Below are 20,844 nucleotides of genomic sequence, written 5' to 3' on the forward strand. Positions count from 1 at the left end.
ACACCGGTTAAGCAATTGGATGTCTTGCTCTGCGGCGGCTCGGTTGCGCCCGCTAGGGCCCTATTTTGCTCACATTCGAGCCGTTACTCGCAGCCAAGTGATGCAGTGACTCGCGCGTCCGGATCTGTTCGGCTTGCGCTGAGACCACCGCCGTGCAAAAGCGGGTCATTCATGCGATGGTGTACTGGGCACCGAATTTTAGCCGAACGGTAGCTTCGATATGATCAGACTTATTGGGTATTTCTTTGGACTGGCATGCGTCCTTTTTTTGGGCGTGGCTGCGGTCGTCGCGATCTATCTCGCGGGCGTCGCCAGGGATCTGCCGAACTACGAAGTCCTGAATTCCTACGAGCCGCCTGTGGCGACACGGGTTCACGCTGGCAACGGTGCCTTGATGGCCGAATATGCGCGCGAGCGGCGCCTCTTTCTTCCCATCCAGGCGGTACCGGACCGGGTGAAGGCGGCCTTCCTTTCGGCCGAAGACAAGAATTTCTACAACCACCCCGGCATCGACCCGGCGGGCCTTGCCCGTGCAATCGTCAACAACTTCCAGAATCTCGGCTCCGGCCGCCGTCCGGAGGGGGCCTCGACGATCACGCAGCAGGTGGCAAAGAACTTTCTGCTCAGCAATGACCAGACGATCGACCGCAAGGTGAAGGAAGCGATCCTCTCCTTCCGCATCGAGCAGACCTATTCCAAGGACAAGATTCTCGAACTCTACCTCAACGAGATCTTCTTCGGCTTGAATTCCTACGGCATTGCCGGTGCAGCGCTCACCTATTTCGACAAGTCGGTCACCGAGCTGACGATTGCGGAATCGGCCTATCTGGCAGCCCTGCCCAAGGGGCCGAACAATTACCATCCCTTCCGACGTGAAGCTGCAGCCATCGAGCGCCGCAACTGGGTGATCGATCGCATGGCCGAGAACGGCTACATCACCCAAAGCGATGCCGACGAGGCGAAAAAGCAGCCGCTTGGCGTCAAGCCCCGCCGCGGCGGCACCCATCTCTTCGCTTCTGACTACTTCGCTGAGGCCGTTCGCCGCCAGATCAAGGAGAAGTACGGCGACGACAAGCTTTATGAGGGTGGGCTCTCCGTCCGCACCTCGCTTGATCCGGAGCTTCAGGTCCTGGCTCGCCAGGCCCTGCACAAGGGTCTTGTCGACTACGACGAGCGGCGCGGCTTCCACGGCCGCGTCAAGACGATCAGCGTGGCCGGCGACTGGGGTCCCGAACTCAGCAAGATCGAGCCCCTGCGCGATGTGCCGGAATGGCAGCTGGCGGTGGTGACCGCCGTTTCAAGCAAGGAAGTCAATATCGGCCTGCAGCCATCGACCAATGGCGGCGGCGATGTCGAGGCGCCGCGCCAAACCGGCGTAATCCAGGCCGAGAATATGAAGTGGGCCTATCGCGATGCGAAGGGCGAGCGGAAGACGGCCAAGTCGCCGGAAGGCGTTCTTGAGCCCGGCGACGTGATCTATGTCGAGGCGATCAAGGACGAGGAGGGCCAATACCGCCTCCGGCAGCCGCCGAAGGTGCAGGGCGGTTTCGTCGCCATGGACCCCAACACCGGCCGCGTGCTTGCCATGGTGGGTGGCTTCTCCTATGCCGAATCCGAGTTCAACCGCGCCACCCAGGCGATGCGCCAGCCAGGCTCGTCCTTCAAGCCTTTCGTCTACGCAGCCGCGCTCGACAACGGCTACACGCCCGCCTCGGTCATCCTTGATGCGCCGATCGAGATGGTCTCCGGCGGCGAAGTCTGGCGCCCGGAAAACTATGGCGGCGGCTCCGCTGGTCCGCAGACGCTCCGCCTCGGCATCGAGAAGTCGCGTAACCAAATGACTGTCCGCCTGGCGCAGGACATGGGGATGGAACTGGTTGCGGAATATGCCGAACGCTTCGGCATCTATGACAAGATGCTGCCGGTGCTCGCCATGTCGCTTGGCTCCGGCGAAACCACCGTGCTGCGCATGGTCTCGGCTTACGCGGTGATCGCCAATGGCGGCAAGCAGATCAAGCCGACCGTCATCGACCGTATTCAGGACCGCTACGGCAACACCATCTTCCGTCACGAGGAGCGTACCTGCGACGGCTGCAATGCAACCGCTTGGAACGGACAGGACGAGCCGATCCTGGTCGACAATCGCGAGCAGGTGCTCGACCCGATGACCGCCTACCAAATCACCTCCATGATGGAGGGCGTGGTCAAGCGCGGCACGGCGGCCGGCAAGATCAACATCACCGACCGTCCGGTTGCCGGCAAGACCGGAACCACGAACGACGAGAAGGACGCCTGGTTCGTCGGCTTTACGCCGAACCTCGTCGCCGGCGTCTACATCGGCTTCGACACCCCGGCGCCTCTGGGCCGCGGCGGCACCGGCAGCGGGCTTGCCGCACCGATCTTCGCCGATTTCATGGAGAAGGCGGTTCAGCGCCTGCCGGCCGAGCAGTTCCACGTTCCGGAAGGCATGCAGTTCATTCCGGTGAACCGCACGACCGGCATGATGGCCTTTGAAGGTGAGCCCGATACCATCGTGGAAGCCTTCAAACCCGGCACGGGCCCGGCGGACGTTTTCGCCGTCATCGGCGACACAGAATATCTGCCGCCCGAGCAGATTCTGGAGACATCGCCCCAGGCCCAGCAGGCCGTAACCTCAGGCGCCGCCGGGCTGTTCTGAGGAGACAAGAGGGCGAAGGCGCGGCCTTTACATCCGTGCCTTGCCCCCTTATGTCCACCCCGTCTTTCCATCGTATCAGTGCAAGAAAGAGAGCCATGCGGGCTGAAATCATTGGTGTAGTCGACGAAATCAAGCAGGCCATAAGCCTGCTGAGGAGGCATCTTTGACTGGGATCAGGCGGTAAGACGACTGGACTGGTTGAACAACAAGGCAGAGGATCCGAACCTCTGGAATGACGCCACCGAAGCGCAGGGCCTGATGCGCGAGCGCCAGCAGCTCGACGACAGCATCGCCGGCGTCAAGCGGCTCGAACAGCAGCTTAACGACAATGTCGAGCTGATCGAACTTGGCGAGGAAGAGGGCGACGAAAGCGTCGTCAAGGATGCCGAGGAGGCGCTGAAGGCGCTGAAGACGGAAGCCGACCGCCGCCAGGTCGAAGCGATGCTTTCTGGCGAAGCCGATTCCAACGACACCTATATGGAAGTGCATTCCGGCGCCGGCGGCACGGAGTCCCAGGACTGGGCCAACATGCTGTTGCGCATGTATATCCGCTGGGCCGAAAAGCAGGGGTTCAAGGTCGAGGTGCTCGAGGTTCACGAAGGCGAAGAAGCGGGCATCAAGTCCGCGACGATCCTCGTCAAGGGCCACAATGCGTATGGTTGGCTGAAGACGGAATCGGGCGTCCATCGCCTGGTGCGCATTTCGCCCTATGACAGCAATGCCCGGCGCCACACCTCCTTCTCCTCCACCTGGGTCTATCCAGTGGTCGACGATTCGATCAACATCGAGGTGAACGAGAGCGACTGCCGCATCGACACCTATCGATCGTCAGGCGCCGGCGGACAGCACGTCAACACGACCGACTCGGCGGTTCGCATCACGCACATCCCGACCGGCATCGTCGTAGCGTGCCAGCAGGAGCGCTCTCAGCACAAGAACCGTGCCAAGGCCTGGGACATGCTGCGTGCTCGCCTCTACGAGGCGGAGCTGAAAAAACGCGAGGAAGCGGCCAATGCCGAGGCGGCTTCGAAAACCGACATCGGCTGGGGTCACCAGATTCGCTCTTACGTGCTTCAGCCCTATCAGCTGGTGAAGGACCTGCGTACGGGCGTGGAAAGCACCGCACCCGATGATGTCCTGAACGGCGATCTCAACCCGTTCATGGAAGCCGCACTCGCCCATCGCATCAGCGGCAAGGGCGATGCCGAGTTCGCCGACGTAGAATAAGGCATTCGGCATCTACCTGAAGTTTGGACCGGCCGCCTTTGTGCGGCCGTTTCTGTATCGGGCGGTGCCTACTAGCTGTTGAACTGTTCGGCGAGAATGCGGTCAGACCACGAATGGTCCCTGTCGGAAAGGATGCGCGCGGTCATGTCCTCCGACTGCTTGATCTGCACATGCAGCACCGACTTCACCTCGGTATTATCCGCAACGGCGTTCACCGGCCGCTTGTCCGGCTCCAGGATGTGGATGTCGACACGCACCTGATTGGGAAGCAGCGCCCCCCGCCAGCGACGGGGGCGGAAGGCGCTGACGGGCGTCATTGCCAGAAGCGGTGCCTCCAGCGGCAGGATCGGGCCGTGGGCCGAGAGGTTGTAGGCGGTGGAGCCGGCCGGTGTTGCGGTCATCAGGCCGTCGCAGATCAGCTCCTCAAGCCGCACGCGCCCGTCGATTTCCACCTTCAGCTTGGCCGCCTGGTAGGACTGCCGGAACAGGTAGACCTCGTTGATCGCCAAGGCGATGGAACTCGTGCCGTCGGCGTTAGTCGTCTTCATCTGCAGGGGATGCAGCACGTTTTCCAGTGCCGCCTCGATCCGCTCCGGCAGCCGTTCTGTGCCGTAGTCGTTCATCAGGAAGCCAACAGAGCCGCAGTTCATTCCGTAGACGGCCTTTCTTGAGCTCATCGTCTCGTGTAGCGTGTGCAGCATGAAGCCATCGCCGCCAAGCGCGACGATCACATCCGCCTCGTCGGTCGGCGCATTTCCGTAGAGCGCGATCAGCTCGTCCCGAGCGGCAAGCGCCTCCGGAGCGGAGGACGCCGTAAAGGACAGTGATTTGGCTCGTACCGACATGGCTCACCTCATTGGATCGGCCATACCTAGACAAGAAAGTCGTTTTGAGACAAGGGCTTTGCGCCGGCGCCCGGTACGATCGCTCCACCAGTGATTTCTGTGACAGGGCGTTAATAAGCCAAATTCTCCCTTTACAGAGCATCAGAATCTGCTAACAGGGCATCATCGAATTGCCCTTGTAGCTCAGTTGGTAGAGCACCTGATTTGTAATCAGGGGGTCCCGGGTTCGAACCCTGGCGGGGGCACCATCTTTCCCTTATTTTCCAGTGCTTGTAAGGCTTCCGTAATGGAAGCCATTTTACAGGCTTACGCGCATTTTACCGTTTGAACTCACTTCGTTCCGCGGCTGATGGCGTCAATGACCTCCTGCCCAGCCAGGTAATGGCGCCGAATAATTCCCTCCGCATCCTCCTTGGAATGCCCTGAGATCTCGGCAATCAGCCGGATCTTCTCTTCGTGCGATCGATCAAGATGCGCGTAAGCGTATGTGATGGCGGTTCCCCGCAAGTCGTGGAACGTGACGCCCTTGATCCCCAGCCGGGCCATCTCCTTCCGCCATGACGCCTTGAACCCGCTCGAGGTCCAGTTCTGGCCGAAGGAGTTCACAAGCACCCGCTGGCGCTCCTTCTCCTTCGCTTCCCTCAATATCGGCAGGATGTCCGGTGCGGCCGTGATCCGTACCCTGGCGCCGGTCTTTCCCTGCTTGATCGATACCCGTTCGCCGTCGAAGGCGATCATGGGCATGGTCAGCAAATCGGCTTGTCGTTGCATGGTCCAGAGAGCCATGCAGGCGACGGCGCGGATGTGAGGGGCTGCGCTGGTGAGGACGGTGTTGATCTGGTCCATTGTCCAGACGGTATCGCGGCGGCTGCCTTCGTGAAGGCGCTCTACGCGCTCCAGAGGGTTGCGCAGGATGGTCTCGTTGTCCTTGGCCCAAGCGAAGACACGGGCCAGAAGCCCCAGATGCATGTCAGCAGAGCGGGGCGCTTCCTTCATGGTATCTCGCCACTCCAGAAACAGCTTCCTGCTTCCACGGGCTTCTATGGCCGAAATAGGGAAGGTGTCGAATTTGGCATTGATGATGCCGAACATCCGGTCGTAGTCTTTGCGGGTGGACGGGGCGAGGGCCTTGAACTTCGCTGTGTCCCTGAACTCTTCGATCAGTGAGCTGATCGTGCCCTCAATCGTCTTTGACGCTCTGTCCCGCGTCAGGCGAACATATTCCTGCGTGAACGCCTTGGTGCCGGGCTTCGCCATGATCCGCGGCGCACCCTTTCCCCGCCACGCGTAGTAGTAGGTTGCCGTCGAGCCGTCAGCCAGCTTGACGTTGACCTTATGCACGCCCACGAGCTTTCCTTCCATCCTGCCAATCCCTCAGAGCCTTTTCAGCCGTATCTTCCTCTCGATCGACCACGGCAAAGCTCTTGGGCGCGAACTCGATTTCGCCCGATGGGTGCATGACCACCCTGACGTTGTGCATTGCTGCGGCAGCTGCAGCATCCGAGATTTCTGATCTGGTGTAAGTGCGGGCTCGGCTCATGGGCTGTCATCCACAGGATGTCCACAGGCTCCAGACCCCCCGCTCCCTCGACACGGGCGGTTGGGTTTGCGCCAGTCGATCGGCAATGATCTTCTGTGCCTGATCGGGCGTGTAGCTTACATCATCAGGAACGCCGATCTTCTCGACCAGCAGCCAAGCCAAGACTTCCTCTGCCGCAGTCATGGGAGTGTCGCCACCATCTGCCATCGGCGCGGCTCCATCGTACAGACGCCCCTCTGGGTGGAACGGTGCCCATCCGATCACGCGGCCTTGTCCTTCGCAGAAGCAATCCTGCGACCAAGACCAACCGGCGAACTGCCACTCGTCGATCTCGCTGTCCTCGAAGTTACTGAAGCCGATAGTCCAGGCCTGAACGGCATCTTCCAGCGGGTGCTCGCCTTCGCCGGAATAGTCCACGAGGAGGCGGACAAGCGTGTTGTCCTTCGGGGCGGTGTCCATCGGCAGAGCTTTGATGTTGTTGGTCATCACTTCATCTCCTCGTAATCGAGGAAGTAGCCCTTGCCACACACGTCACAGCGATACCGTTCGCCGTCCATGCCGCCGCCAACTTCCTTCATGTTTGGGCAATCTCGGGTGGATGGATGAGCGATCCCGCAAGGCTTCGGACCCATCGAACTCTGTTGGGGAGCGGGGGTGGGCTTGCCTTGATCTGTATCGCCCGGCATGTTGTGCCGTTGCAACTCATTGTCGTGGGCTACATGAAGAAGTGGACGTTCAGGATCCTCGGGCTGACATTCATCGCCGCGGCTGTCCTTCAATACATCAGCTACAATATGCCTTCCCCCGACGGTTCTGATCCGACCGCTCTGGCATCGGTGTTCGGTTGGGCCTGGACTGTGCTTATCGCGTTCCCCGGCATTCTGCTGATTGCCGCAAGCTCTCGGCGCTGACACTTGTGACTCGGGTGAGGGGGGCTCGACCTGATCAGATACCCACACTTCTGTCAGTAGATCGTCGCTAGCGTCCGTGCTGTTCTCCTCAGCGAAAGGAGAACCATCATGCTCAAGGCTACCCACTTCGCCGTGCAGATCAGCAGTAAGGTTTGGCTTGTCACCTTCGTCAGCGAGCTCGGCGAAAGCGAGACGCGGAGAATGACCAGCGACGAGTTCATCGCGATGATCCAGGCCGAAGCCCGGTTCGCGGACTGATGCGAAATTCTCATGGATGCCGGGTGTCGGCTGACGGTTGGTCATTGCTGACGTCCTCCTACAATTTCGCCGGTGTCCCGGTTGACGACCGTTCCATCCATTAGGCGCTTGAATCTTGTATGTGAGAGCGACGACTTCGGCTTCGTGATGCCGAGGTGCTTCTTCTTCACCCGGGCGATCTTCGACTTGACCTTCATCTCCATCGCCGTCTTCCGGCGGTGGGCCTCTTGCAGGGCTGGGAATAGGTTCGTCTCACGGTGCTGACCGCCGAGGATCAGAGCAACCTTGTGCTCGAGGTCCCATTCATCACCTGGCTGGATCTTCTGTCCGGTGAGGTGGCAGATGCCGTTCTCGCGTTCGAAGATCCTCAAACGAACACGGGGCGGAACCTTGGTGTCATCGGTCTTGCCGATCCATTCCTCGACGCTCCTAGCCATGCCGCACCTCACGACGCTGCCGAGCGATATACCGGGCGTTGGACTTTGCGCCTTTCCAGGCCAGCCAGCCATATAGAGCGCGGCGGATGTAAGCGGGGATGTTCATGCCAGATCCTCCGGCTTGCACTCCAGCACCTCACACAGCCACGACTTGGCCTGCGCAACGGTGCGCTTGCCGGTGGCGACTGCACGGGTGCTGACGCGGATGGATTCGATCTGCGGGTGAAGTTCGGCAGGCAGTCGTTTCATCCAGTCTGCCTTGCCTTGTTCGAACGCTTCATCGCGCTCGCCTTCGTCGGTCCACTTGACGACCGCCAATGCGAGGAATTCTTTTGCGCAGTCGAGAATGGTGAATGAGCCCGAGGACTGGGCGTTGTCATCCTCGGGCTCATCACTTGCCGAAGGATCAGGGGAAGAATCCTCGGCTTTATCCGGCGTGGAGGGGGCGCCGCCGGAATTCGGTTGTTGCGGTTCCTTGAAGGTCACGCCGTGCTCTGCACCGAAGGCATAGACGAGCTCGATCAGGTTGCTCATCTCCTCGATCGTCATGGTTGAGGTGTGCATGCCAAGCGGGACGAATGTGCCCTTGTCGATACCGGGCACGACGCGAGCATGACGGAGAGACGCGGTGAACATATCCTTCCAATCCTCGGCGTCGATTTTCTGCCCGTACCACTCGACCTGTTCGGCGACCTCGTGAAGCATGGCCCACATCTTCGCAGACTGCTCCGTTGAGCGACTTTTCTTGCGGAAGGTGACAACGGTCCCGGCTTCCACGTTTCGCGCCCAAGCGGCGATTCTGGCGCGATCATCGGGCGTCTGGATGGTGACAGTCTGGCGCGTGCTCATGCGGCCTCCTGATCGTAAAGCTTGACCAGAGCGGACACCTTCGCCTCGACTTCATCCGCCAAGAACTTGCGAACCTCATCCTCGAGCTCGGCAATGACAGCGTCGTCGCGCATTATGCGGGTGACGAAGACCTGCATGGCTTCGGGAAGGCGCGGATCGTAAGAGACGAAGTCGCACCACTTCCGGCCCGTGCAAGCCATCTGCCACATCATCTGCGTGACATACTTCGCCGGGACCGTTTGCTTGATCAGCGTGTCAATGTGCGTTGCCGTGTTGGGGCACTTGATCTCAACCAGTCCGCTTTCGCCCACAAGTCCGTCAGGAGAGGCGCCAGCATCTGGAATGGATGGATGCACCACGAACGCAACCTGCTCGACTGTGACGTCATGCAGGAACTCGTAGGATGCCCGTGCAGCCGGCTCCTGATCGGTGCCCCACTGCATCGCGGCATTGGTGAAGCCTTCGGCAGTAACGCCGGTAAGGCGCTCTGCGATCAGCTCAGCCGCGTAGTTGGCGCGGGACGCTCCCCATCCTGATTTCGTCCTGGTTACGACGTCGGCTACGCGGGATGCTGTAACCTTCCCGCAGCGGAGCGCATGCCATTCTGGCGAACCTTGAATGATCTCATCCATTTGCAGCCACCTTTTTCTTCTTGGCTTCAAGCATGCCGATGGCTCGGCGGAATTTGGCTGCCGGCATGGCGGCGATGCTTTCGATCTGCAGGGCGGCGCAGAATTTCTCGATGTCGGATTCCGTCTCATCGATCAGGCCGAGGACGATCTCGCGCTCTGCCTCAGTGATCACGCCACTGTTTTCGTCAGCCTTTGCCCCGTCATCATCAGCTGCCGCCGCCAGCCCCAGCGCTGCCTTGAGAGTGTAGCGCTGCAGGTAGGTGACGGTGGATCCGATCTGCTGGATGCTGTTCTTGTTGCCGCTGTCGTCCCTGCCAGCCATGAGGGTGTTTTCCTCGTGGTGGCCGTCACTGTGCTCGATGATGCAGGTGACAGCGATCGGCTGGTTCGGCTCGGCTGTCGTCCGGTACCGCACCGACAAGCCGTGGCGGGACAGGACGGGCCCGACCTGATCCATGATGCCGGCCAGATCTTCGTATTGGTAGTTGGTCCGGCCCTTGGAGGTGGTGAAGTCAACCTTGCGCGTCTTGACGATGCGCGGAAGCTCAGACTTCACGGCTGACATTGCCGCCGCAAAAGCTCTGCGGGCTTGGTTCGACTCCCAACGTTCCTGAAGATCCATCAGCTTAGAAAGCGTCTCAACTGACGCTCCTTGCGAAACAGCTCTGTCGAGCATTTCCATGGGCGTCATAGGAGCCGAAGCCGGTGCTGGCATCTGTTCTCCTGGGCGCTGGATATCAACTGCTGTGCTCATCTGCCTTGCCTCCATGGCCTGTTGTGCTTTTGCGACGACGCCGAGCGCCAAGCCGCCGATGTGTTGTTCTGTGCCCGGTCGATCGATCAGTTCCCCCATGACGCGACCTGCTCCTGGTTTGCATGGTTGGTGCGCTCCCACGCCGGCAGGACCATCTGCGATGTCCAGACGTAGGCGAGGAGGAGGGCGGCGGTTGTCGGCGCTGCGACGGCGATAATGAAACCGCGGTCGCGGCGGCGCTTGCTCTCGTTGAGGCGGCGGTCCTGCTCTCGTGAGCGGGCGGTGAACGTGCCGAGGTCGGTTGCGTTAGGCAGAGGCATCGGCTCAATCCCCACTGTCCACGGTCATGTCGAGACCGCAGTGTTTGCAGGAGCCGGGATGCCAGCCGCGCGAATGATTTGCACCGAGAGCGTCGAGCTTCTCGTGTTTGCAGATGGCAAAGCGGACGACGATCGGCTGATGGATCATCTTCTTTGCATCTTGGTCATAGCGACCGCTTCGATAGACCACAGCATAGCCGCCGCCATCGAACCTGCCGCCCATACCAGCGGGCGTGAGGAAAAACTGAGCCCAATTCTTCCGACCGTTGATGTTCCCCCAGCCCCAATGTGGAACCAAGCTATGCCCGCCAGAAGCCAGGTTGGTGAGAAACAGTAGGGGGTCGACCTCTTCGGCGTTCGGGATCTCGACTTCGCCTTTTAAGATCGGCGCGTAGTCATCCTCGATCGTATAAGCCTTCGCGCTCATGCTGCCTCTCCTGTCGTGCTAGAGGGAGCGGGGGCGGGGTTGCAGATGTCGCAGCGGCGGGTGCAAAGGTCGCAACCGGATTCCGCGTCTTCGCAGCAACCGTCGATGCATTCGGACACGAAGCCTTCGCCGCCGCAGTTCCAGCAGTCCTCGCTATCGTCATCGATGAAGTACGGGCCGTGATCCTCGCCGGTCATCTGGCGGAGGTATTCGCCGTCAGCCTCAAGGGCCTTCTGCATTTCCTTGTCGAAGATCATTCCGCGGCCTCCCGGAACTGGACCGGCTGCGGGACCATCCACGCGGGGATCTTCCACTCGCGCTTGAACTTCTCCGCCCGGGTAAGGCCAACGAAGCCTTCGTTGATCGGTGTTGGCTGGAAAGGCTCGAACAATGGGCCAGTGCAGCCCTGCGCGATGCCCTGTTCACGAAGGCAATCGGCCCAACGCAGGTCGCGGATGTAGCTGTCCCAGTAGCTGGAGGTATTCCAGCCACGGCGCGAGATACGGCGGATCATCTCAATCGACTTGTCGATGTCCTGCAACGTGATCCGCAGCGCGTCGGCGGTCATCATCTGTGCTTGTACTGATGCCATTTCCCCATCCTCAAATCGGTCGGGAGACGCTGAACTCTCTCCCGCTGGCGCCTTCGGTTTCCCGTTGGCTGATGAGAGGAATATGCCATCTGGCAAAAAAGATGACAAGTGGCAAAATGCCATCTGGCAAAAATAATTGCCATGTGGCACAAGAGGGAATGCTGAAAAGAAACGATAGGGGCGAGGCAGCCGCGGCCTTCTACGACAAGCGGCGGAAGTGGCTCGACTTCACATGCGAGATGTCGGGCTTGTCAGATCGGGCGTTCAGGGTAGGGCACTGGCTCGCCAAGAAGATGAACGGCGATGACCAGTGCTGCTGGTACACCCAGGCACAGATCGCGAAGCTGATGGGGAAGTCGCAGGACTATGTCATCCGTGCCGTGGCGGAACTGGTCGACGCCGGCGTGATGCTCGTGGTGAAGGATCACCGGAGACCGAACCGCTACTACATCCGCCTGCCGTTCGATTTCGGCTAGGGTCGCAGATTTGCGGGTCAGTAGGGTCGCAGATTTGCGAGTCCAATTTGTAAAGCTGAATTTCTAAAGGTTATCTCTGAGAAGATGATTCTTGCTCTGAGGGTAGTTGTTGGAAGGGTGGAGCTATAGCCACCCAAAGCCTTTTGCCATCAACCCAGCCAGGCCGAGAGCGACCGAAATAATAGCGCCGAATAGGATGCGGAAGTCGGTTGTTCGGATGGACGTAATGTCCCCCCGCATATCCTTGATGTCGGTCTTAAGTTCCGCGACGTCACGTTGGATGAATTCAACGGCGGCTTCAAGCTTCGCTACTCGTGCTTCCATGCCGCCATCATTGCCACCATTCCCGCCCGACTTCAACTCAGAGCGGCCGAACGACTCCATCCAGCCCATGGCCTTCCGGCCAATCTCGTTCTGATTTGCGCTTTCAGGAACCGGCATCAGCTTCTCCCTTGGCTGGAGCGAGATTCGTAACCCCCTGGCCAATCCCTTCCATCAAACTGTGGAGAGGGCCCCTCATCTTGTCGAAGTGGTACCGTTGCTCTGATGTGAGCGGCATTGTTTCGACCGCCTGGCCGATCGCGAAAACGATATCCAACACAGAGATCATGTTCTTGTAGACCTCCGCGATGTGCCGAATTTCTGCTGGCCGATGGTCATCATCGAATGTTTCACCGATGAAGGTCTGGAAATACTGGCTAGCCGTTTCATGGTCGGCGGGTCTGTGCGTCTCGTCACTCAATGCGTCGTCCCTCCGCGCCTCATGCTATAGTCAGCCCTGGTTGGATGCCGCCTTGCTTGCTCATATCATCCCCTCCACTGGAACCATGCGACCACCCGGCCGTAGACGCGAACGTCCTCTCGGAGCAGCTCGTCCGGCTCGCCGTACTGAGCGCGGTTGTCCGATATGACCATAATCTTGTCGGAGCGCGGCACGAGCTTCAGGCGCTTGATCACCAGCCCGTCGCCGTAGTCGCAGGCGTAGATGTCTTCCGGATTCGGATAGACGTGCGTCGTGTCGATGAAGACGGTCGATCCTTTCGCCAGCGTCGGTTCCATGCTGTCGCCAACGACCGGCAGCGCCTTCACCCGATCAAGGTTGCGCCAGCCGCCCTTGATGCTCTCCGGGAAGCTCCAAAAGCCGTCCGACATGGCCGGGTCAATCGGAGCGCCGTCTTCCCGGTATTCCACAGCCTGCAGACCGCCGCCGCCTGCGCCTGAGATGATCGTCAGGTTTTCCACGTCGCCAGCAGTCTCGGCGGGCTGAGTGTGCGCCGGTAGATCGGCAGCCCTTTCCAGGTCCTCGTGATTGAAGTCCGTCGTCAGCTCAGTCGGCTCGACGCTGAGCGCCCGCGCAATGCGGATGACGTTCTCCAGGCTAAGGCCACGCTTGCCGCCTTCGATGCGAGACAGGTGGGTGTAGGAGATGCCGGTGCGCTCGGAAAGGTCTTCGAGCGTCACGTCTTTTTGCTTTCGGATTTCGCGGATTCGGTTTGCCATCAGCCAGGTATTTTCCATCTGGCAAAGAATTCCAGCGCCATGTGGCAATTGCCAGTTGACAAAGGTGTGCCATGTGGCAAATTGCGCTGCATGAAGCTCGAGACGTACCTCACCGAGAACAAGATCAAGCCCGCCGCTTTTGCGGCCACGCTTGACGTGGCTCCGTCCACCATCACGCGGATTATTCGCGGCGAGCGTACGCCGCGGATCGACCTCATCGCCAAGATCCAGACCGCGACCGGCGGGCAGGTGACGGCCGCAGACTTCATGGCTGAGGTGGCGGCGTGAGCACGCTTTCCGAACGGATCATCTTCCGCCTTGAGCAGATCGGCAAAACGCCGGCAAGAGCCTCCTCTGAGGCTGGTCTCGGCAACACGGCAATCCGCGACATCATCACCGGCAAGTCGAAAGCGCCGACGCTGGCTACCATCGAGGCGCTCTGCGAGCCTCTGGAATGCAGCCTCGGCTATCTGGTCGGTGTCGAAGAGCAGACGAAGGCCAACGAGCATCCACCTCTGGCGAAGTTCTGGATGGTGCACGGCATTAACCAGCGTCCACCAGCTTACAAGCACTGGACGTTCGAGAGCGCTGAGCGCGAAGCAAGACGCCTGAGCGTGGCTCATCCCGGCGTTGTCTTCGTCGTCCTCGAGGCGGTTACAGCCTTCGCTTCCGAAACACCCCGAACCGTTGAAATCAGCGTCGATGTGAACGCTGACGACGGCATTCCATTCTGAGGGCGGACGATGACCTGGAACTTCGACATCACCACCGCACCACGCGAGACGCTGACGAAGCGTCACGGCAAGACCACCACCGGCAAGTCGATCACCTACGACGCCAGCGAATACACGCCGCTCATCGTCGCCACCAAATGCGGGAAGGTCATACGCAGCTACTGGATCGAGAAAGAGCAGCGCTGGGCTGGGCTGGCAAAGGGTGAGCAGCCGGTCGCGTGGATGCCTTGGCCTGTTCATCCGAACGCCGTCTCCGACCTAGGGCTGAACATCGTCACCAAGCAGAGCGAGGTGGCGGCGTGAGCAACTTCCGCGTTGGGCAGAAGGTCGTGTGCGTGAAGAACATGACCACTGATATCGGTCTCCCTTACCCTGAGGTAGGGACGGTCCACACCGTCAGAGATGTCATCCTGTGCCCTTACAGCAAGCGGTACGGCCTTCGTCTCGAAGGTTGGCACCTTGGCATCCATCCAGACGGCGTTGAATTCATTCTCATGTGCGAGGCGTTCCGCCCCGTAGTCGAGCGCAAGACGGACATCAGCTGCTTCAAGGCCATGCTGAATCCATCCAAGCAGACGGTGGAGGCCTGAGATGACCACGGCCATCATCGCTATCGTCATCACCGTCCTCATCATCGCTGCTGTGTGCGCCCTGATCTATTCGCAGGTCGATCCGGTTCGGCCGGATCCTAGTGAGCTTGCCGACAAGCGGGTTTCGGACATCATCTGCGGCACTGGCACTGAGGCGCCCCTACCGGCTTCCAATATCGTCCACGACAAGCGCGGCTGGGCGTACATGCGCAACGAACGGGAGATCATCTGATGGTCACCTTCTTTGCTGTCGCTGGCTGGATCGTTCTCACCTTGCCCGTTGGCATGTGGGTGGGGCGGAAACTCAAGAAATTAAGAACCGAGAGCACGGCGCGTCTGATCTTGGCGGACGGTCGCGCCTGTCTCTCTCCACGGTCTTCGTCTTCGGGCGGCGGCTGATCTCCTTTCGAATGCCGCGCCTCTCATGGGTTCAACCTAGTCGAGGCGCGAAACATGGCACGGACTGAAACTCACCAACCGGTGGAAACGAAACAAGCAGGGGCGAAGGCAATGTCAGCAGTAGATTCGTTCAGTTTGGACGACGAGACCCGGGCATACGCTCGGAAGCTATTTAAGCGCCGCGTCGAAGGATGGGGCGACGAGGCGAGGGCACTGGAGGAGTGCGCCAGCTGGACCGGAATGACGCCGCGCAGTTTCAAGCGCCTGATCACCGGAGAGACCAAGCAAGCCGGAACTTTCTTCTCCCGGGTCCGCAAGGGCTACCTCGACTATTGCGCCCGTAAGGTCGCGGAACTGCAGAACGAAATCCAGGCGGAGAAGGCGAGGTACGGGAATGTTCGCATTGGAGATCTGGATCATGAAGTGGAGGCTCTTGTGGCGAAAGTTGAAGCCGCTCGGGCCGTCAAAATCCTCCAGCAACGAGAAGGATGAGGCGAATGACAGCAGCTCAGATCGGTGACAACAGCAAAGCCGAGAAGGAACGTCGTGTTCTGTTCGGCTACTACCACCGGAAGGATCGTGACATCGCGGCCCGCATGAAAGCCCTGGCCGAAGAGAAGAAGGCCAACCGGCAGAACGCCAAGGCCTCAGGCTTCCCGGCTCAGAAGCTCGATCACTACCTCAAGGCGTTCGAGGCCGAAGATCAGCAGAAGCCGGTCGAGCGCCTCAAGTCGGATCGGGAGAACCTCGCCTGGCTTGGCCTCATTCCCGATGATCCCCGCGGCGATTTGCTGGCAGACCGCGCCACCGATGAGCAGATGGTTCAGGCCAAGGGCTTCCACGCCGGTCTGACGGGGCTTGATCGGGTGTCCGGTTATGACGCCGGCAGCGCATCCGACAAGCTCTGGCTGGAGAGCTTCGACGCCGGCCGCAAGGAATACGAGACAGAGGTGCCCGACCTCCTCAAGCGGATCGAAGCCCAAGCCTCCAAGGAGGAATCGCCCTCAGACGGCGACCCGTTCCCCGATCAAGACACGATGCACTGATCCACCGCGGCGGCCTTCCTCCTCCCGGGCCGCTACCTCCGGAGCGCGAATGCTCCGATCTTCTTTCCCACGGTGAAGACGATGAACGCACATCCACGAATAGCGAGCTTCACATGCCCTTGCTGCAAAGGCTTCATCGGTGAGGCGGCGCCCCTTGACCAGGTCATGGAGAGCGTCACCCAGCCGTCGCGCCGGATCATCCTCGAAATGCTCGCCAGCAAGCCCGGCTCTCCTGTGCTTCGTGATCGCATCTTGGACCGCCTGTACGGCGACCGCGCAGACGGTGGGCCTGATACCGGCGACCATGTGGTGAAAGCGATGGTGAGCCAACTGCGGCGGCAGATCGAGCCGTTCGGCTGGACAGTGACCGGCTCTCGCGGCGGCTCCGGCAATCTCGCGCAGTGGCGGCTTATACCGGTGGAGGCAGGACAATGACCTGGATCCTCGGCTTCGACCCGTCAAAGTCCACCGGCTGGGCGACCTTCAGCCCGGAGCGCCGCAAGGCAGATGGCAACTTCGCGCATGTCCGCTGCGGCGTGTTCCAGATGCCGGAAGGCGCCGACCACTATTACACCGGTGACCAGATCGGCCTGAAGGTCACTGCAATGCTCCGGGAGTTCAAGCAAGAGAACGGGCAATTCCCTGACTTCGCCGTGCTCGAGCAACAGATCCTCGCCAAGGTCGGCAACACCAGCGCCGACGCGATGATCTATCCGTGGGTTGCTACCTCGGCCATCGTCGCCACTCTCGCGAACTTCGGAATCCCTTATGGCACGCTGATGCCGTCCTCCTGGCGCAAGTCGTTCTTCGGGGAAGGCTTCAAGCCACCGCTCGACAAGAAGCAGAAGAAGGATTGGAAGTCGGCCGCCGTCGAGGAATGCGAGCGGATCGGCATCACCCTCCCGAAGCAGAAGGCTATGGCGCACAATGCCGCTGAGGCTTCTGCTCTCGCGATCTGCTGGGGCGTGCGGGACATGAAGGTGCATGCCGGCCGCTATCACCAGCCGTGGCTCAACCTCGTCATGCAGCGGAATGAGCGGAGTGTGGCAGCGTGAGCGGCCCCGTCGATCGCAGCCAGTTCGACCGCATCAGCGAGGACGACGCCTTCGAAGCCGCTGAAGACTTCCTCGCATGTATGCTGGCGAACAATCAGGTGCTGGCCGAATGCGGGCTCGAACCGGAGGACTTCGAAGAAGACATCCACCAGCTGATATTTCGTGAGGGCATGGCGCTCTATCGGAGTGGGCAACCTGTGACGGCCATCAGTCTGAAGCCATACATGCCGAAGGTGCTCAGCCCGAGCCGCAGCGGCCAGTCAGCCCGTGGCGACAACGATGGGGGCATCATCACAGCCGATTACATGACCGGCTTGATGAGCCAAGGCTTCAGCCCCCTGACCATGCAGAGGCTCGAGCCAGCCCTTCACATCATCAAGAGCGTGTCTCTCGGTCGTCAGCTCGCCAGAGAGGCTGAAATAGCCTCAGAGCTCGCCAAGGAAGGGCATACGCTCCTCACGCTGGACGATGAGATCGAACAACTGGAAATGCGCCTGAAGGAGCGCAGGACGCGATTGGCGGCATTGAAGGCCGGCGCAGCGCCTGGGGCATCCTATCTCGCCATGTTCGAAGCCTCAGCCCGTCGTGACGGCGTGGTGGGCGTGCCGATCGCTCTGCCGGAGGTCGCGAAGGTTCTATCGGAGCCGGTATTCGAGGCGGGGAATCTCTACGGTCTGCTGTCCTCGTCGGGCGAGGGCAAGTCCAGCCTCACCATGCAGTTGATCTATCACGCGGTGAAGGAGGGGCACCCGGTTCTCTTCCTCTCCTATGACCAGTCGGCGGCGCAGTGCGTCCGGCAGATGATCGCCCAGGTTCACGAAATCAGTGTCAAGCAGCAGCGCGAGCCGAACCGCCTCATGACACAGCAGGAGCGCGACCGGTGCGTTCTGTTCGCCACCCAGATCAACCAGCAGCCGTTCGACATCATCCGGTGCCAGCGGGAAGGGGTGACGCAGCTGGTCGCCTATGCCCGGCGCTTCATCAAGAAGCGGGCCAACGGCAAGACGCCGTTCATCGTCATCGACCACATTGGGAAGGTGAAACCTCGCGACCCGAAGCTATCGGCGGATCGGATATCTGGCGAGGTGACGGTCGAGCTCAAGGCGCTGGCTGACGAGATGGCCGCCTCAGTTCTCATCCTCAATCAGCGGAACAGCTTCGGCACCCGGCGAGACAATCCACGCCCCATTGCAGCTGACCTCTACGGCGGGGAGGGCGCCAAGGCCGACTATGACGCGATCCTCTACCTCTACCGGGCGGAGAAGTACAAAGCCGAGCGCGTGGCCACGGCGGCCAGCGATTCCGACTGGAAGAAGATCAACAAGGTCTTCGTCGGTGACATCGAGGGCATTGCCGAGATCGGCAGCGTCAAGGTCCGCTTCGGTGACCCGACCATCCGAGAAACGCTTCGATTCGAGGCGGAATACACCCGCTACCGGTCGATGAAGCCGACGCGGCCGCAAGAGGAGTTGTTCTGATGCAGCAGAAGCTCCCCTTCATAGCGCCTCGCCGCAGCTCCACCCGGTCCCTGCGTGTCCTCGTCGCGTGCGAGTTCTCTGGCACTGTCCGCAACGCCTTCCTCGATCGAGGGCATGATGCGTGGTCCTGCGACCTTCTGCCCGCTGAGGATGGCAGCAACCGGCATATCCGCGGTGATGCCCGGGACATCCTCAACGATGGCTGGGACATGCTCATGGTAGCGCATCCCCCATGCACGCGGCTTTGCAACTCTGGCGTCCGGTGGCTGTCCGTACCGCCGCCTGGTCGTACAGAAGAAGAGATGTGGGCAGAGCTCGATGAAGGGGCGGCTCTCTTCTCCGCCTTCTGGAACGCGCCGATCGACCGGATCTGCATCGAGAATCCCGTGATGCACAAGCACGCCAAGGAGCGGATCGATAACTACGAGGAGTTCGCGCAGAGCGTCCAGCCTTGGCAGTTCGGCCATCCGGAGGTGAAGCGCACATGCTTATGGCTGCGCAACCTGCCGCCGCTCGTCCCGACCAACATCGTGGAAGGGCGACAGGCGCGTGTCCACCGTATGCCGCCCGGGCCAGATCGGTGGAGAGAGCGTTCCCGGTTCTTCTCCGGCATTGCGGCCGCCATGGCCGATCAGTGGGGCGAGTACGCCACGCAGCAGTTCTATCAGGAGGCAGCATGACCAACCGTTTCGACTTTGGCTCCATGCCGGTGAAGGGAGGCTTCCTGGCCTTCTACCGCATGGTGCATCACTCGAAGAACTTCATCCTGCGGGACGGCAAGCTGGACCGTCTGTTCGCCACGGCCGAGGAAGCCGAGCTAGAGGCCGGCAAGGCGTTCAAGGAATACCTCAACAGCCCGATCAGCGGCATGACAAACGCCGGAGAAAGTCAGTGGGATGCCGCCAACGCTGCATTCAATCTCCCGGTGACAGAGCGGCCGACCGTCATCAAGCAGCGCGGGAAGGGGAAGCGGATTGAGGTTGATCGGAGGGCGATCGCATGAACATGCACCAGACCATCTCCACGAGCATAGAGGCCCGTATCTATGCCAACGCGAAGAAGGCGAAGCTAGCCTGCTATGGGCGGCCGAAGGTTGTGAATGTCGCCAGTGGGATCAAGAAGGAAGCTCCCAAGCCCGCGAAGGCTCTATCGGACCCGGACGCATCGCCTATGGCCTTCATCAAGGCGAAGTGTGCGCAGCATGGCATAAGCTACGAGACGTTCATACACCGTGATCGTAATCGGCGCATGTTGGAGATCCGAAAGGAGATCATTCTCGCCACGCATGAGCGGTTCCCGCATCTCAATCCATCCCAGCTCGGGCGGCTTGCCCACAGGAAGCATTGCACGATCCACTACACCCTCGGGAAGAGCCACTCGAAGAAGGCTCAGATGGCAGAGATCAACAAGCGGGATCTGAAGGCCAAGGCGCTCTACAAGCAGGGTCTGGCGCTGGAAGAGATCGCGGCGGTTCTCGATATCGCGGCGGTTCTCGATATCGCGGTCAACACCGTGAAAGCGATCAAGGACTGCAGGGGATGGGACAAGCGCGGACGGATCAAGGCTAGGGCGAAGGTGAAGGGATGACAGACACGCGCCGCCACCGCTGCGATATCTACAAGGTTGCGCGTCAGTGCGGCGTACGGCTGTTTGACGGCCACTTGCACAGTCCCACCAGCCGGAAGCCATTCGAGTGCTTTTGCAAGCCTACGGTGCGAGAGATCGGCCGGGATCATGGCGAGGATCACCTTCGCCTCGTATTCATGCTTATGACCGGCACCAAGGGGAACGCGCTGGAGCTTTACAGCGACATGATCAAGGCGGTCTCTGCTATACTGATAGAGAACCCGGAGCTCGTGAAATCGCCAAGCCTCATCAGTGACTTCAACGCCATCGACCTGGGGAGCGTCAGGCGTAAGGCCAAGGGCATGAGGAGCCCGTTTCCAAGGTGGATGTGTCTCTACACCCTCATCCTCATCAAATTCTATCGGCCCATCCAGGGTGACTTACTCGATATGATCGGAGAAGCGGCGTGAACGTAGCGGTATTTCAGGACTGGACAGCGGACCAGGTGAAGGCGAGGATCATAGAGGCGTC

At 60.4% G+C, this 20,844-nt stretch carries 33 protein-coding genes and 1 tRNA gene; 20 read left to right on the plus strand and 14 right to left on the minus strand.

Annotation, left to right across the window (positions count from 1 at the left end; translation table 11 throughout):
• Positions 1–220 precede the first annotated feature (220 nt).
• Entirely contained in the window at positions 221–2,677 is a 2,457-nt protein-coding gene (locus MUU54_RS08955) for a penicillin-binding protein 1A (protein WP_247243683.1), read from the plus strand.
• A 95-nt stretch (positions 2,678–2,772) separates the two neighbouring features.
• A protein-coding gene (gene prfB / locus MUU54_RS08960; RefSeq protein ID WP_247243684.1) for a peptide chain release factor 2 occupies positions 2,773–3,904 on the plus strand; the annotation gives its coding sequence in 2 pieces (ribosomal slippage) (positions 2,773–2,841 and positions 2,843–3,904; 1,131 coding nt in all).
• Positions 3,905–3,975: 71 nt separating this feature from the next.
• Here the strand turns inward: prfB and MUU54_RS08965 are convergent.
• Positions 3,976–4,749, minus strand: coding sequence for an NAD kinase (locus MUU54_RS08965; RefSeq protein ID WP_247243685.1), 774 nt, complete (start codon positions 4,747–4,749; stop codon positions 3,976–3,978).
• Between the two features lie 172 nt (positions 4,750–4,921).
• Between MUU54_RS08965 and MUU54_RS08970 the strand changes: the two genes are divergently transcribed.
• Positions 4,922–4,997, plus strand: a tRNA-Thr gene (locus MUU54_RS08970).
• Positions 4,998–5,079: 82 nt separating this feature from the next.
• On the opposite strand, the gene MUU54_RS08975 is transcribed toward MUU54_RS08970, so the two are convergent.
• Together MUU54_RS08975 and MUU54_RS08980 are read right to left on the minus strand one after the other, a co-directional pair.
• A complete protein-coding gene (locus MUU54_RS08975; RefSeq protein ID WP_247243686.1) occupies positions 5,080–6,111 on the minus strand; it encodes a tyrosine-type recombinase/integrase in 1,032 nt (343 codons plus the stop codon).
• A gap of 184 nt (positions 6,112–6,295) precedes the next feature.
• Positions 6,296–6,775 carry a hypothetical protein gene (locus tag MUU54_RS08980; protein ID WP_247243687.1) on the minus strand — a complete coding sequence of 160 codons (480 nt, stop codon included), beginning with the start codon at positions 6,773–6,775 and terminating at the stop codon, positions 6,296–6,298.
• 116 nt (positions 6,776–6,891) lie between these two features.
• On the opposite strand from MUU54_RS08980, the gene MUU54_RS08985 reads away from it, so the two are divergent.
• Together MUU54_RS08985 and MUU54_RS08990 are read left to right on the plus strand one after the other, a co-directional pair.
• Positions 6,892–7,200 (plus strand): hypothetical protein, encoded by a 309-nt coding sequence (locus tag MUU54_RS08985; RefSeq protein ID WP_247243688.1) that lies wholly within the window; start codon positions 6,892–6,894, stop codon positions 7,198–7,200.
• A 108-nt stretch (positions 7,201–7,308) separates the two neighbouring features.
• The gene (locus MUU54_RS08990) at positions 7,309–7,458 is read left to right on the plus strand and encodes a hypothetical protein (protein WP_247243689.1); all 150 of its coding nucleotides are present in this window, start codon (positions 7,309–7,311) and stop codon (positions 7,456–7,458) included.
• A gap of 41 nt (positions 7,459–7,499) precedes the next feature.
• On the opposite strand, the gene MUU54_RS08995 is transcribed toward MUU54_RS08990, so the two are convergent.
• The 8 genes from MUU54_RS08995 to MUU54_RS09030 all read right to left on the minus strand — a co-directional run bounded on the left by MUU54_RS08995 (position 7,500) and on the right by MUU54_RS09030 (position 11,469).
• Positions 7,500–7,895, minus strand: a complete 396-nt coding sequence (locus MUU54_RS08995) for an HNH endonuclease (protein WP_247243690.1) — start codon at positions 7,893–7,895, stop codon at positions 7,500–7,502.
• A 102-nt stretch (positions 7,896–7,997) separates the two neighbouring features.
• Entirely contained in the window at positions 7,998–8,744 is a 747-nt protein-coding gene (locus tag MUU54_RS09000; protein ID WP_247243691.1) for a recombination protein NinB, read from the minus strand.
• Positions 8,741–9,376: a lambda exonuclease family protein gene (locus MUU54_RS09005; RefSeq protein ID WP_247243692.1), complete on the minus strand. Its 636-nt coding sequence runs from the start codon at positions 9,374–9,376 to the stop codon at positions 8,741–8,743. The genes MUU54_RS09000 and MUU54_RS09005 overlap by 4 nt, the downstream gene beginning before the upstream one ends.
• Positions 9,369–10,229, minus strand: coding sequence for an ERF family protein (locus MUU54_RS09010; protein ID WP_247243693.1), 861 nt, complete (start codon positions 10,227–10,229; stop codon positions 9,369–9,371). Before MUU54_RS09010 ends, MUU54_RS09005 begins: the two co-directional genes overlap by 8 nt.
• Positions 10,217–10,450, minus strand: coding sequence for a hypothetical protein (locus tag MUU54_RS09015; RefSeq protein WP_247243694.1), 234 nt, complete (start codon positions 10,448–10,450; stop codon positions 10,217–10,219). The genes MUU54_RS09010 and MUU54_RS09015 overlap by 13 nt, the downstream gene beginning before the upstream one ends.
• A 4-nt stretch (positions 10,451–10,454) precedes the next feature.
• Complete coding sequence (locus MUU54_RS09020) at positions 10,455–10,877, minus strand: hypothetical protein (protein ID WP_247243695.1); 423 nt, start codon at positions 10,875–10,877, stop codon at positions 10,455–10,457.
• Positions 10,874–11,134, minus strand: a complete 261-nt coding sequence (locus MUU54_RS09025; RefSeq protein ID WP_247243696.1) for a hypothetical protein — start codon at positions 11,132–11,134, stop codon at positions 10,874–10,876. The genes MUU54_RS09020 and MUU54_RS09025 overlap by 4 nt, the downstream gene beginning before the upstream one ends.
• Positions 11,131–11,469 carry a hypothetical protein gene (locus MUU54_RS09030; RefSeq protein WP_247243697.1) on the minus strand — a complete coding sequence of 113 codons (339 nt, stop codon included), beginning with the start codon at positions 11,467–11,469 and terminating at the stop codon, positions 11,131–11,133. The genes MUU54_RS09025 and MUU54_RS09030 overlap by 4 nt, the downstream gene beginning before the upstream one ends.
• Before the next feature lie 158 nt (positions 11,470–11,627).
• Between MUU54_RS09030 and MUU54_RS09035 the strand changes: the two genes are divergently transcribed.
• A complete protein-coding gene (locus MUU54_RS09035; protein ID WP_247243698.1) occupies positions 11,628–11,945 on the plus strand; it encodes a helix-turn-helix domain-containing protein in 318 nt (105 codons plus the stop codon).
• 123 nt (positions 11,946–12,068) lie between these two features.
• On the opposite strand, the gene MUU54_RS09040 is transcribed toward MUU54_RS09035, so the two are convergent.
• The 3 genes from MUU54_RS09040 to MUU54_RS09050 all read right to left on the minus strand — a co-directional run bounded on the left by MUU54_RS09040 (position 12,069) and on the right by MUU54_RS09050 (position 13,463).
• Positions 12,069–12,386, minus strand: a complete 318-nt coding sequence (locus MUU54_RS09040) for a hemolysin XhlA family protein (protein ID WP_247243699.1) — start codon at positions 12,384–12,386, stop codon at positions 12,069–12,071.
• Entirely contained in the window at positions 12,373–12,687 is a 315-nt protein-coding gene (locus tag MUU54_RS09045) for a hypothetical protein (RefSeq protein ID WP_247243700.1), read from the minus strand. Before MUU54_RS09045 ends, MUU54_RS09040 begins: the two co-directional genes overlap by 14 nt.
• A 65-nt stretch (positions 12,688–12,752) precedes the next feature.
• Positions 12,753–13,463, minus strand: a complete 711-nt coding sequence (locus MUU54_RS09050; protein WP_247243701.1) for an XRE family transcriptional regulator — start codon at positions 13,461–13,463, stop codon at positions 12,753–12,755.
• 72 nt (positions 13,464–13,535) lie between these two features.
• Between MUU54_RS09050 and MUU54_RS09055 the strand changes: the two genes are divergently transcribed.
• The 14 genes from MUU54_RS09055 to MUU54_RS09120 all read left to right on the plus strand — a co-directional run bounded on the left by MUU54_RS09055 (position 13,536) and on the right by MUU54_RS09120 (position 20,783).
• Positions 13,536–13,733 carry a helix-turn-helix domain-containing protein gene (locus MUU54_RS09055; RefSeq protein ID WP_247243702.1) on the plus strand — a complete coding sequence of 66 codons (198 nt, stop codon included), beginning with the start codon at positions 13,536–13,538 and terminating at the stop codon, positions 13,731–13,733.
• Positions 13,730–14,179 (plus strand): helix-turn-helix domain-containing protein, encoded by a 450-nt coding sequence (locus tag MUU54_RS09060; RefSeq protein ID WP_247243703.1) that lies wholly within the window; start codon positions 13,730–13,732, stop codon positions 14,177–14,179. The genes MUU54_RS09055 and MUU54_RS09060 overlap by 4 nt, the downstream gene beginning before the upstream one ends.
• 9 nt (positions 14,180–14,188) lie before the next feature.
• Positions 14,189–14,482 carry a hypothetical protein gene (locus MUU54_RS09065; RefSeq protein WP_247243704.1) on the plus strand — a complete coding sequence of 98 codons (294 nt, stop codon included), beginning with the start codon at positions 14,189–14,191 and terminating at the stop codon, positions 14,480–14,482.
• Positions 14,479–14,769 carry a hypothetical protein gene (locus tag MUU54_RS09070; protein WP_247243705.1) on the plus strand — a complete coding sequence of 97 codons (291 nt, stop codon included), beginning with the start codon at positions 14,479–14,481 and terminating at the stop codon, positions 14,767–14,769. Before MUU54_RS09065 ends, MUU54_RS09070 begins: the two co-directional genes overlap by 4 nt.
• Position 14,770: 1 nt before the next feature.
• A complete protein-coding gene (locus MUU54_RS09075) occupies positions 14,771–15,001 on the plus strand; it encodes a hypothetical protein (protein ID WP_247243706.1) in 231 nt (76 codons plus the stop codon).
• Between the two features lie 221 nt (positions 15,002–15,222).
• Positions 15,223–15,660 carry a hypothetical protein gene (locus MUU54_RS09080; RefSeq protein WP_247243707.1) on the plus strand — a complete coding sequence of 146 codons (438 nt, stop codon included), beginning with the start codon at positions 15,223–15,225 and terminating at the stop codon, positions 15,658–15,660.
• Between the two features lie 5 nt (positions 15,661–15,665).
• Positions 15,666–16,214 carry a hypothetical protein gene (locus MUU54_RS09085; RefSeq protein WP_247243708.1) on the plus strand — a complete coding sequence of 183 codons (549 nt, stop codon included), beginning with the start codon at positions 15,666–15,668 and terminating at the stop codon, positions 16,212–16,214.
• An 81-nt stretch (positions 16,215–16,295) separates the two neighbouring features.
• Complete coding sequence (locus MUU54_RS09090) at positions 16,296–16,649, plus strand: winged helix-turn-helix domain-containing protein (RefSeq protein WP_247243709.1); 354 nt, start codon at positions 16,296–16,298, stop codon at positions 16,647–16,649.
• Entirely contained in the window at positions 16,646–17,269 is a 624-nt protein-coding gene (locus tag MUU54_RS09095) for a hypothetical protein (protein ID WP_247243710.1), read from the plus strand. Before MUU54_RS09090 ends, MUU54_RS09095 begins: the two co-directional genes overlap by 4 nt.
• The gene (locus tag MUU54_RS24770; protein ID WP_247243711.1) at positions 17,266–18,747 is read left to right on the plus strand and encodes a DnaB-like helicase C-terminal domain-containing protein; all 1,482 of its coding nucleotides are present in this window, start codon (positions 17,266–17,268) and stop codon (positions 18,745–18,747) included. Before MUU54_RS09095 ends, MUU54_RS24770 begins: the two co-directional genes overlap by 4 nt.
• On the plus strand, positions 18,747–19,427 hold the full coding sequence (locus MUU54_RS09105) for a hypothetical protein (protein WP_247243712.1): 681 nt from the start codon (positions 18,747–18,749) through the stop codon (positions 19,425–19,427). The genes MUU54_RS24770 and MUU54_RS09105 overlap by 1 nt, the downstream gene beginning before the upstream one ends.
• Entirely contained in the window at positions 19,424–19,750 is a 327-nt protein-coding gene (locus MUU54_RS09110; protein WP_247243713.1) for a hypothetical protein, read from the plus strand. Before MUU54_RS09105 ends, MUU54_RS09110 begins: the two co-directional genes overlap by 4 nt.
• The gene (locus tag MUU54_RS09115; protein WP_247243714.1) at positions 19,747–20,334 is read left to right on the plus strand and encodes a hypothetical protein; all 588 of its coding nucleotides are present in this window, start codon (positions 19,747–19,749) and stop codon (positions 20,332–20,334) included. The genes MUU54_RS09110 and MUU54_RS09115 overlap by 4 nt, the downstream gene beginning before the upstream one ends.
• On the plus strand, positions 20,331–20,783 hold the full coding sequence (locus MUU54_RS09120) for a hypothetical protein (RefSeq protein ID WP_247243715.1): 453 nt from the start codon (positions 20,331–20,333) through the stop codon (positions 20,781–20,783). Before MUU54_RS09115 ends, MUU54_RS09120 begins: the two co-directional genes overlap by 4 nt.
• Positions 20,784–20,844 lie beyond the last annotated feature (61 nt).

The sequence above is a fragment of the Pseudorhizobium tarimense genome, from assembly GCF_022968135.1.
Lineage (GTDB): Bacteria > Pseudomonadota > Alphaproteobacteria > Rhizobiales > Rhizobiaceae > Neorhizobium > Neorhizobium tarimense.